Origin of the sequence: Vibrio sp. D401a, from assembly GCF_030248515.1 — a bacterium.
Taxonomy (GTDB): Bacteria; Pseudomonadota; Gammaproteobacteria; order Enterobacterales; family Vibrionaceae; genus Vibrio; species Vibrio rotiferianus.
Genome location: NZ_JAHGAI010000060.1, coordinates 1 through 10,890, shown reverse-complemented (window position 1 = coordinate 10,890; position 10,890 = coordinate 1). Strand labels below are relative to the sequence as shown.

Annotated in this window: 7 protein-coding genes and 1 tRNA gene; 3 read left to right on the top strand and 5 right to left on the bottom strand. The window is 45.6% G+C overall.

Translation table 11 applies throughout. The features are described from left to right. The first annotated feature begins 128 nt into the window (after positions 1–128). Positions 129–205, top strand: a tRNA-Trp gene (locus KIV41_RS22350). A gap of 204 nt (positions 206–409) precedes the next feature. Here KIV41_RS22350 and ilvY read toward each other — a convergent pair. After that, entirely contained in the window at positions 410–1,300 is an 891-nt protein-coding gene (ilvY, locus tag KIV41_RS22345; protein ID WP_010444829.1) for an HTH-type transcriptional activator IlvY, read from the bottom strand. A 142-nt stretch (positions 1,301–1,442) separates the two neighbouring features. Between ilvY and ilvC the strand changes: the two genes are divergently transcribed. After that, a complete protein-coding gene (gene ilvC, locus KIV41_RS22340; RefSeq protein ID WP_285337713.1) occupies positions 1,443–2,927 on the top strand; it encodes a ketol-acid reductoisomerase in 1,485 nt (494 codons plus the stop codon). 468 nt (positions 2,928–3,395) lie between these two features. Here ilvC and KIV41_RS22335 read toward each other — a convergent pair whose 3' ends face one another. From KIV41_RS22335 to KIV41_RS22320, 4 genes are all read right to left on the bottom strand, one after another. After that, positions 3,396–3,647 carry an accessory factor UbiK family protein gene (locus KIV41_RS22335; protein WP_285337712.1) on the bottom strand — a complete coding sequence of 84 codons (252 nt, stop codon included), beginning with the start codon at positions 3,645–3,647 and terminating at the stop codon, positions 3,396–3,398. A gap of 131 nt (positions 3,648–3,778) precedes the next feature. Next, on the bottom strand, positions 3,779–6,901 hold the full coding sequence (gene vmeD, locus KIV41_RS22330; RefSeq protein ID WP_010444837.1) for a multidrug efflux RND transporter permease subunit VmeD: 3,123 nt from the start codon (positions 6,899–6,901) through the stop codon (positions 3,779–3,781). 11 nt (positions 6,902–6,912) lie between these two features. Then, positions 6,913–8,019: a multidrug efflux RND transporter periplasmic adaptor subunit VmeC gene (vmeC, locus tag KIV41_RS22325; protein WP_010444839.1), complete on the bottom strand. Its 1,107-nt coding sequence runs from the start codon at positions 8,017–8,019 to the stop codon at positions 6,913–6,915. An 18-nt stretch (positions 8,020–8,037) separates the two neighbouring features. Beyond that, the gene (locus tag KIV41_RS22320; protein ID WP_285337711.1) at positions 8,038–8,619 is read right to left on the bottom strand and encodes a TetR/AcrR family transcriptional regulator; all 582 of its coding nucleotides are present in this window, start codon (positions 8,617–8,619) and stop codon (positions 8,038–8,040) included. A gap of 170 nt (positions 8,620–8,789) precedes the next feature. Between KIV41_RS22320 and rep the strand changes: the two genes are divergently transcribed. Then, positions 8,790–10,805 (top strand): DNA helicase Rep, encoded by a 2,016-nt coding sequence (rep, locus tag KIV41_RS22315; protein WP_009705430.1) that lies wholly within the window; start codon positions 8,790–8,792, stop codon positions 10,803–10,805. Positions 10,806–10,890 lie beyond the last annotated feature (85 nt).

Here is a 10,890-nt window from a genome sequence, read left to right as displayed (position 1 = left end):
GGTTAGAATACCGGCCTGTCACGCCGGGGGTCGCGGGTTCGAGTCCCGTCCGCTCCGCCACTTATTTCAAAGACCTCGCTTATGCGAGGTTTTTTTGAATCTACAATGTGATAAACTGTAGTTTCTACAGGGGTGTAGCTCCAATTGGCAGAGCAGCGGATTCCAAATCCGCGTGTTGGGAGTTCGAATCTCTCCACCCCTGCCATCTTCTAAAGCCTCAGCAGCAATGCTGGGGCTTTTTTACGTCTGAATAAAAACTATCAACTTATCTACCCCTGCCATATTTAGGGCTCTAGCAGAAATACTGGAGCCTTTCTAGTTATTGCTAGGCGTTGCTTTTACTTGGCTACTTTTGTCATTTTTCATCACTGACCAAAGCTACTCGCAATCTTCATAAGAAGCCTTTGGCTTATAAGGAGATGTATTTGCTTTCTGCTATCTCCCAAAGAGCTTTGACTAATGGGTTTTCTAACTGACTTTTAGTACAGCAGACACCGAGTTCAAATGGCTTAATTGGAAGCACTTTAAGCCTATTTATCTTTTCTCTGACGGGGCTGTTGTTGATTACCACGTCAGGAGCGATGCCAACACCACAGCCTAGAGCTACCATACTGACAATAGCTTCATGCCCTGAAACTTGAGCATAGATATTCGGCTTAATCTTCATTTGTTTAAACCACACGTTAGCTCTTTCCCTAGCGGTGCCTGCTTCTGGCAAGATAAAGGGGATCGTTGACCAGTCTGGGCTTTCCTTTTGGAGTTCTTCAGCGAAGCTACTGACCCCGAGAGGAGCAATAACAGATAGCGGAATTTCACTGATCGGCTCGAATGCAATTTTTGCTGGAAGTTGTTCAGGTTTAGCAGAGATAGCGATATCAGCTTCATCCGCTAATATCTTATCGATGGCTTGAGCTGGATCACCAGTAGAAAGTTTGAATTCAATAAATGGGTGCTGTAAGCGGAATTCAGAAATAAGCTCTGGGAGGTGGCTGTAACTTGCGGTTACCGAGCAAAATAAACGTATCTCACCCTTTAACTCGTCTTCTGTTCCTTTGACGTAACTTTGGTATTGCTGCCACTCACCTAAGATCTTCAGGGCAACAGGTAATAGCTTCTTACCTTGAACCGTTAATTCAACGCTTCGATTGTCACGCAAGAACAGTTGCTGGTGTGTTTCTTCTTCTAGTTTCTGGATCTGTCGACTCAGTGCTGAAGGGCTTATATGCATTGCTGCTGCTGTCTTAGCGAAGCTCTTACTATCACATAGATGAATGAATAATTGTAGGCTTTTGATGTTCATTAAATCTTCACTTCCATGTTGCATTAATTGCAATAAGTAATTGTGAATATATCACTTTCAGCAACGGAATGTCTGTTTTAGTATGAACTCATTCGGTAACACAAATACCGACCTCTATGGAAGAATGTTAAGGAGCACCCAGATGGCTAACTATTTCAATACCCTAAACTTGCGTGAGCAATTGGACCAACTTGGTCGTTGTCGCTTTATGGACCGCGAAGAATTCGCATCAGAAGCAGATTACCTAAAAGGTAAGAAAGTGGTCATCGTAGGTTGTGGTGCTCAAGGCCTTAACCAAGGTCTGAACATGCGCGATTCTGGTCTAGACGTTGCTTATGCGCTTCGCCAAGCGGCAATCGACGAGCAACGCCAGTCATTCAAAAACGCAAAAGACAACGGTTTTGAAGTAGGTAGCTACGAAACGCTAATTCCACAAGCTGACCTAGTAGTAAACCTTACTCCAGATAAGCAGCACACAAACGTTGTTGAAACGGTTATGCCATTAATGAAAGAAGGCGCAGCATTAGGTTACTCACACGGTTTCAATGTTGTTGAAGAAGGCATGCAAATCCGTAAAGACCTAACGGTAGTAATGGTTGCACCTAAGTGTCCGGGTACAGAAGTTCGTGAAGAATACAAGCGTGGTTTTGGTGTACCGACTCTTATCGCTGTTCACCCAGAGAACGATCCTAAAGGCGAAGGTTGGGATATCGCTAAAGCTTGGGCTGCAGCAACAGGTGGTCACCGTGCTGGCTGTCTAGAGTCTTCTTTTGTTGCTGAGGTGAAATCTGACCTAATGGGTGAGCAAACTATCCTTTGTGGCATGCTACAGGCTGGTTCTATCGTATGTTATGAGAAGATGATTGCTGATGGTATCGATCCTGGCTACGCAGGTAAGCTTCTTCAATACGGTTGGGAAACCATCACTGAAGCACTGAAGTTTGGTGGTATCACTCACATGATGGATCGCCTATCAAATCCAGCAAAAGTGAAAGCATTTGAGCTTTCTGAAGAGCTAAAAGAGCTGATGCGTCCGCTATACAACAAGCACATGGATGACATCATCACAGGTCACTTCTCTAGCACTATGATGGCTGACTGGGCAAACGACGATGTGAACCTACTAGGCTGGCGTGCAGAAACAGGTGAAACTGCTTTCGAAAACTACCCAGAAACTGACGTAGAAATCTCTGAGCAAGAGTACTTCGACAACGGTATTCTTATGGTTGCTATGGTTCGTGCGGGTGTTGAGCTAGCGTTTGAAGCAATGACGGCATCTGGCATCATCGATGAGTCTGCTTACTACGAGTCTCTACACGAGCTACCACTGATTGCGAACACTATCGCACGTAAGCGTCTATACGAGATGAACGTAGTTATCTCAGACACTGCGGAATACGGTAACTACCTGTTCGCTAATGTAGCAACACCGCTTCTACGTGAGAAGTTTATGCCATCAGTAAATACTGACGTAATTGGTAAGGGGCTAGGTGAAGCTTCTAACCAAGTAGATAACGCGACTCTTATCGCTGTAAATGATGCTATCCGTAACCACCCAGTGGAGTACATTGGTGAAGAGCTACGTGGGTATATGACTGATATGAAGAACATCGCTGTAGGCGGCTAATTACTTGCCTTAAGGTTCCATTTCGGTGTCGAAGGTGCTCATTTACTATCGTAAACTCCGCGCCTTCTCCTAGAAATGAAACCTTAATTCAGCGCAATTCGTTTAAGGGACTAAAGCTCTTAGCTTCGAATATACAATCTGCATAATTGCATTAAAGCAAAGCAGGAAGAACTCCAGATAGACTGGGGTCAATAAATACAAAATAAAACACAACATCTAATTAAAAGGCTTGGTCTCCGTTGACCAAGCCTTTTTGTTTTTGAGAGAGACGGACTTCATCTTTCGAGATGCGGGAATGCTTGGCTTTGGAAATCTATAGGGGTATTTCGGAGATTCTGGGTCAAAGCCTTAATTTGGGAGGAGTTGACTGAATTTGTTACTAAAAAGACAAAATGGAACCGAATCCCAATAAGCAAAAAGGGCTGACGTTCTCACATCAACCCTTAGAATTTTCTTGTCGCTTCTTGCTTATTTGTCAGCTAGCTTTTCTTCAAGCTCTGCCAATTTCTTTTCCATTTCTGTCAGCTTTTGACGAGTACGCAGCAGAACTTGAGTTTGTATGTCGAATTCCTCGCGGCTAACTACGTCTAGCTTGTTTAGCTGACCTTGGATTACTTGGCGAACTTTTTGATCAACATCCGCGCCTAGTTCTTTTACTGGCTGTGGCATTGATTCGTGAATTTGTTTAGCGATTTGCTCTAATTTCTTTGGGTCAAACATAGTGGCTAAAACTCCTTTTGATTTGCCCACATTCTATGTAAATGATACGGGAAAGTCGCCATTTAGATGGCAAAAAAGAGAGCAGCAATAAAAAAGGTCACCGAAGTGACCTTTTTCTTAGTGCTTTATGCTTACTTGTTATCAGCTAATTCGCGATGAGCAGCTTTTGCTTCATCCACTCGAGCTAGCTTTTCCAAGTCTTTGTCTTCAACAAATACTGGCAGTGGCTTGTGTTTCTCAGCTAGGTAGCTGTAAATCACAGGAAGTACGAATAGCGTAAACAGTGTACCGATCGCTAGACCAGCAACGATTACGATACCGATACTGAAGCGCTGAGCCGCACCTGCACCCGTTGCATACATTAGTGGGATCAGACCTGCAATCATCGCCGCCGTTGTCATCAGGATCGGACGTAGACGAACTTTCGCCGCTTCCATTACCGCATCGATACGAGACAGTTTGTTGTGTAACTGCTCTTCCTTCGCTACCTCACAGATCAAGATACCGTGCTTGGTAATCAGACCAACCAGAGTAATCAAACCAACCTGCGAGTAGATGTTCATCGAGGCCGTACCCCACGCCAGAGCAATCAATGCACCACATACTGCTAGTGGTACCGATACCATGATTACAATTGGATCGCGGATAGACTCAAATTGAATTGCCAGTACCAAGAAGATGATTGCTAGTGCCAAACCAAATGTGGCGTATAGTGCGCTACCTTCCGTTACAAACTGACGAGCCTCACCCATGTAGTCATGGTTGTAGCCTGCAGGTAGCTTGCTCTGTGCGATATCTTCGAACCAATTTATGGCATCACCCATCGCAACACCTGGTGATGGTACTGCACCAACTGTAGCAGAGTTCAACTGGTTGAAGTGAGGTAGAGAGCGAGGCTCTGCGACCACATCAATAGTAATCAAGCTACCAAGTGGCACAGCTTTACCATCAACAGAACGTACGTAGTAGTTCTTCATTGACTCTGGGTTTAGACGCCATTTACGTTCAACCTGAGGGATTACCTCATAAGAACGACCATTTAGGTCGATACGGTTTACGTAACCATCCGCCATCATAGTGCTTAGCGTTACACCAATATCTTGCATGGTCACGCCGTACGCGCCAGCTTTGTCTTTATCAATGCTGATCTTCATCGTTGCTGAATCGTAGTTTAGATCCAAGTCCGAGTAGACAAACATCGGGCTAGTTGACACATTCGCTAGAATATCACTTGCGATCGTAAACAAACTTTCAAAGCTATTTGGCGTAGTAATAACGAACTGAATCGGCAGACCTGAACCTGCACCAGGAAGTTCTGGCATCTGGAATGCAGTAACAGACATCCCCGGTACCTGAGAAACTAGCCCACCTACGCGTTTAGTTATCTCTGCTTGGCTCGCCTCACGTTCACTCCAAGGTTTTAGAGTCGCAAGACCGAACGCTTGGTTGGAGTTTGGTACACCGTTAAACACCTGAGCGTATTCCACTTCTGGTTGATCAGACAGAATCTTGTTTACGTCATTCATGGTATTTTGGATGTAATCCAAGTTCGCGTTCGATGGTGCAGTACCCATCAGTACGACAACGCCTTTATCTTCTGAAGGAGCTAATTCACTTGGAATGAACTTAAACAGAATTGGGAGCGTTGCGAATACGATGATCGCGAAAGCGATGATCACTGGGCGGTGCGCCATAACAGCGGTCAGCATTTTCTCGTAGCGGTTGGTCATGCCATCCAATACGTGATGTACTTTTTGTTCAAACTTGCTTGGCTCTTCATTTGCCTTAAGCATTTTTGAACACATCATCGGCGACAGAGTCAGAGCGATGATACCAGACACAAATACCGCACCCGCTAGGGTTAACGCGAACTCTTTAAATAGTGAGCCTGTGATACCGCCCATTAGCGCGATCGGTGCGTATACCGCACCTAGTGTCAGCGTCATTGCAATTACTGGTACGGCAATCTCACGTGTACCGATGATGGCTGCGCGGAACGGCGATTCCCCTTCCTTGATGTGGCGGTCGACGTTCTCAAGAACCACGATCGCATCATCCACCACCAGACCGATGGCGAGTACCATTGCCAGAAGTGTCATCAAGTTCCACGAGAAGCCCATCGCCTGCATTACCATCGCAACACCAATCAATGATAGTGGGATAGTAACGATAGGGATAATTACCGCTCGGAATGAACCAAGGAATAGGGTGATAACCACCAGTACGATGACCGCCGCTTCAAGAATGGTTTTCACAACTTCGTGAATTGATTCGTTGATAGCGATAGTAGAGTCGTACATCACGTTCATTTTGATGTTGCTTGGCAAGTTACGCTCTAACTGAGGCAGTAGCTCTAGCACATCTGCAGCGATGTTGATCGGGTTAGCACTTGGTGCCGCGTTAATCGCAGCCACCACCGCTTCCTGACCGTTTGCACTTGCGCGGTAAACATCGTGGCTCTTCTCTAGCGTTACTTTTGCAATATCGCCAAGACGAATTACGTCACCGTCACCCGTTTTTACAACCAGTGCTTCTAACTCGGCAACATTCGATACCTGAGTATCAGCACTACCGTTGTAAAGAACGAATTCACCTGTTGCTTGACCGGTCGCTGATTGGTAGTTATTGGCATTTAGAACGCCCATCACATCTGTTGCGGTCAGCTTAAGTGCACCCATTTTCGCTGGATCTAGCCATACGCGTAATGCGTATTTCATACCACCGTATAGGTCAACTTTTGATACACCGTTAACCGTGAATAGCTGTGGGTTGATTACACGTTCAAGGTAGTCGGTGATCTGGCTTGAAGACAGCTCATCACTAGTGAAACCAATATACAGAACCGCCGTTGTTGAACCCGTAGACATGGTTACTGTTGGGTCTTCCGCTTCTTTTGGAAGCTGTGAACGGACCGAGTTGGTTTTGGCCAGAATATCAGATAGTGCTGCATTCGGATCGGTGTTCAACTTCATGTTGACGGTAATGGTTGATTTACCAAGTACCGACTGTGAAGTCATGTAGTCGATATTATCGGCCTGAGCCACTGCTTGCTCCAAAGGCTGGGTAATAAAGCCTTGGATCAAGTTGGCGCTAGCACCGTAATAGCTAGTAGTTACTGTAACTACCGTGTTTGTCATTTCAGGGTATTCACGAACCTGCATTTTGAAAACGGCTTGTAAACCAAGTAACGCAATCAAAAAGCTGATCGATACCGCTAAAACTGGACGTTTAATAAAAACATCAGTAAAGCGCATGATGCCTCCAATTAAAGCATTGGTGTTTCAGCAGGTGGTGTCAGTGCCGAATCTTCAACGATGGTCACTTTCGCATGGTTACTTAGACGGATTTGCCCCGAAGTTACCACCACATCACCTGGTTTCACGCCTTCTAGAATATGCGCGATGTCTTTAGTGCGTTCGCCAACTTTTACTACGTGTTGCTTAACGCGTTTTTCACCATCTTCTTCAGTCACGATGTACACGTTGTCACCGTAAAGCGTAAACGTGATAGCCGTTTGCGGTAGCGTTACTTGGTTCTCTAACTTAGGCAGAATAATGTTTGCACGCGCAAACATACCGCTGCGAAGTTTGCCATCGCTGTTTGGAATGTCAGCTTGAACTTGGATCAGACCACTTTGAACGTTAACCGCAGGTTCGATTGCCGAGATAGAACCTTTGAAAGGTCTGTCTGGGTAAGCATCAACGAAGATATCCACTTCTTGATCAAGTGTGATACGAGAGATATCTGTTTGCGGCACAGTGAAGCGCAGACGCATGACGCTAGTGTCTTCAAGGCGTACGATATCGGTACCTGCTTGTAGGTACTGACCAAGGTAAACGTTACGAATACCAACAACACCAGCAAAAGGTGCTTTGATTTCACGGCGGTCGATGGTTGCCTTCAGGCTCTCGATATCCGCTTTTAGTGAGAAGTAGTTTGCTTCAGCTTCGTCATACGCTTCTTTAGAGATAGAGCCTTTCTTGAAAAGACCTTGGTAGCGTTTGTACTTCGCTTGAGCTGCTGGTAATTTTGCTTGAGAGCTCTTAAGGTTAGCCTTTTCTACCTCAGAATCTAGGTGTACTAGAGGTTGGCCTTCTTCAACTTGAGTGCCTGAATCGAAAGAAATCTTATCAATGACACCGCTGGTTTCATTCGCAACAGTGACACCTTGGTTCGGCTCGATAAAACCAATCGCTTCGATCACCGGAATCCAATCAACCGCTTTTACATCTGTGACGGTTACTGGAAATTCTGGCTCTGGACGATTCGCCATGTATTCAGCAATTTTCTGTTGCTTGAATAAGTTGAAACCTATCACGCTACCGAATAGTAGAATTGCGATAAGCAACATAAAGAAAGTCCACTTTTTCATTCTATTAAGAACTCCAAGTTAGTGTTTAATAATTGCATCCCAACTGGCTTCAACGGCTGCTTCCAGCGCATCGTCATCCAGCTGATAAAATCCCAAAGCATGTTTTCTAGCAAGCGCAACACTAGCTTCGAAACTCAACCCTGAAAGAATTTCGTTATCAAGAGGTTTGAATACCCCTTCCGCTTTGCCTTGATTAAAAAGACGATCTACTTGGGCAAACATTTGTCGTTCAAGTTCCCTAGTATTTCCACGACTTGCACAAGGCAGTGATTCATATTGGACACGATTACTTAAGGTGTCTAAATTTGATCCAGCAAGGTGCCAAATATTGAGCCACATAGTGCGGTAACGCTCTTTCAGGGGCATATCGTCATGAACATCCGCTTGAACGGCCTCCGCGATACGTTTGGTAACGGTAAGGCGGACTTCTTCTAAAAGATGTTCTTTATCTGAGAAATATCGATAAATCGTGCCTGCTGCGACACCTGCTTCAGTTGCGAGCTTTTGCATGGATAGACCATGAAAACCCGATTCAGCAATTAAGCGCTCGGCAGCTGCGATGATTTGCTCGTATTTATCTCCAGTAGTGTTATAGGTCATAACCACACCACCCAATGAATGAACGTTCATTCATTATAGCGCAAAGACTGGTCAGTTATGCAACAAAATGTTGCAACTCTCTGTGTAAAAATTACGTGAAAATGACCGTAGCTTTCACACACTCACCCCTTTATCATAGGCGCCACTATTTCCACCCGCAGAGAATTTTTATGAAGCTGAACCCCAGACAAGACGAAGCCGTTAAGTACGTATCAGGCCCATGCTTGGTGCTAGCGGGCGCTGGTTCGGGTAAAACTCGTGTTATTACCAATAAAATCGCTTATTTGGTTCAGCAGTGTGGCTACAAGGCACGCAATATTGCTGCGGTAACCTTTACCAACAAGGCGGCACGCGAGATGAAAGAGCGTGTTGGCCAAACGTTAGGTAAATCTGAATCGAAAGGTCTGATGGTCTCGACGTTCCACACGTTAGGGTTGAACATTATCAAGCGCGAGTACAAGCACCTTGGCTTGAAAGCGGGCTTCTCATTGTTTGATGATCAAGACCAGCTCGCGCTACTCAAAGAGCTAACAGAGAAGCAGCTTGATGGTGACAAAGACTTGTTGCGCCAACTTTTGAGTTCAATCTCGAACTGGAAGAACGACATGCTGACACCGGAGCAAGCCAAAGCGCTGGCTCAAGGTGAGCAACAACAGCTGTTTGCGTTCTGCTTCGAGATGTACCAAAAGCAGATGAAGGCGTATAACGCGCTTGATTTTGACGACTTGATTTCCCTACCCGTGCAACTGCTACGTAATAACGAAGAAGTGCGTCAACGCTGGCAAAATCGCATTCGTTACTTATTGGTGGATGAATATCAAGATACCAACACCAGCCAATACGATTTGGTGAAGCTCATCGTTGGCGAGCGCGGTCGTTTAACTGTTGTAGGCGACGATGACCAATCTATCTATTCATGGCGTGGCGCTAAGCCGCAAAACTTGGTGTTGCTCGGTGAAGACTATCCAAATCTGCGCTTGATTAAGTTGGAGCAGAATTACCGTTCCACTAGCCGTATTCTGCGTGCAGCTAACATCTTGATCGCGAATAACCCTCACGTGTATGAGAAATCGCTGTTCTCGGAAATTCCTGACGGCGAAAAACTCAAAGTGTTACTGGCGAAGAACGAAGAGCACGAAGCGGAGCGCGTAACAGGTGAATTGATTGCGCACAAGTTCCTAAACCGCACTGAATATAAAGACTATGCGATTCTATACCGTGGTAACCACCAATCGCGTTTGATCGAAAAGTCACTGATGCAAAACCGTGTGCCATACAAACTGTCTGGCGGCACGTCTTTCTTCGCTCGAGCAGAGATCAAAGACATCATGGCTTACCTACGTGTATTGGTGAACCCAGATGATGACAACGCGTTCCTACGTATTGTGAATACGCCGCGTCGTGAAATTGGTCCCGTGACTCTAGAGAAGCTGGGTAGCTACGCCAACATGCGTGGTAAGAGCTTGTTTGAAGTCAGCTTTGAAATGGGATTGGAGCAGCACCTAACCGGCCGTGGCCTAGAGAACCTGCGCCGTTTCACGCAATGGTTGGTAGCTATTGCTGATCAAGCTGAGCGAGGTGATACGGTTGAAGCGGTGCGTTCGCTTGTACGTGATATTCATTATGAAGATTGGCTATACGAAACGTCAGCAAGCCCGAAAGCGGCTGAAATGCGTATGAAGAACGTTTCTGACCTTTATTCTTGGATTGTGGCCGATCTAGAAGGCGACAACTACGACCAAGAAGAGAAGACGTTAAAAGAGGTGGTTCAACGTCTTACCCTACGCGACATGATGGAGCGTGGTGAAGAAGATGAAGATAGCGATGCGGTTCAATTAATGACACTGCACGCTTCGAAAGGCCTCGAGTTCCCGTTCGTGTACTTGATTGGTTCGGAAGAGGGCATTCTGCCGCACCAAACCAGTATTGATGAAGACAACGTTGAAGAAGAACGCCGCCTAATGTACGTGGGTATTACCCGTGCGCAGCGCGAGCTGACTTTTACCATGTGTAAGGAACGTAGACAGTTTGGTGAATTGATCAAGCCGACGCAAAGTCGCTTCTTAGATGAGCTGCCATTTGATGATGTTGAATGGGAAGTAAACAAAAAGCCAGTATCGGCAGAAGAGCGTATGGCAAAAGGCCAAGCACACATCGCCAATATTCGAGCAATGTTTAAGAAGTAATGCAGCGTTGTGACGACTAACTAAAAACAAAAAGGCTTGCCATGTGGCAAGCCTTTTTCGTTGATGTTGTACCGTCCTAAATAAG

What these genes read in the sequence shown, in the direction of transcription:
- ilvY (WP_010444829.1), bottom strand. Translation starts at nt 1,300, where the DNA reads ATGAACATCAAAAGCCTACAATTATTCATTCATCTATGTGATAGTAAG.
- ilvC (WP_285337713.1), top strand. Translation starts at nt 1,443, where the DNA reads ATGGCTAACTATTTCAATACCCTAAACTTGCGTGAGCAATTGGACCAA.
- KIV41_RS22335 (WP_285337712.1), bottom strand. Translation starts at nt 3,647, where the DNA reads ATGTTTGACCCAAAGAAATTAGAGCAAATCGCTAAACAAATTCACGAA.
- vmeD (WP_010444837.1), bottom strand. Translation starts at nt 6,901, where the DNA reads ATGCGCTTTACTGATGTTTTTATTAAACGTCCAGTTTTAGCGGTATCG.
- vmeC (WP_010444839.1), bottom strand. Translation starts at nt 8,019, where the DNA reads ATGAAAAAGTGGACTTTCTTTATGTTGCTTATCGCAATTCTACTATTC.
- KIV41_RS22320 (WP_285337711.1), bottom strand. Translation starts at nt 8,619, where the DNA reads ATGACCTATAACACTACTGGAGATAAATACGAGCAAATCATCGCAGCT.
- rep (WP_009705430.1), top strand. Translation starts at nt 8,790, where the DNA reads ATGAAGCTGAACCCCAGACAAGACGAAGCCGTTAAGTACGTATCAGGC.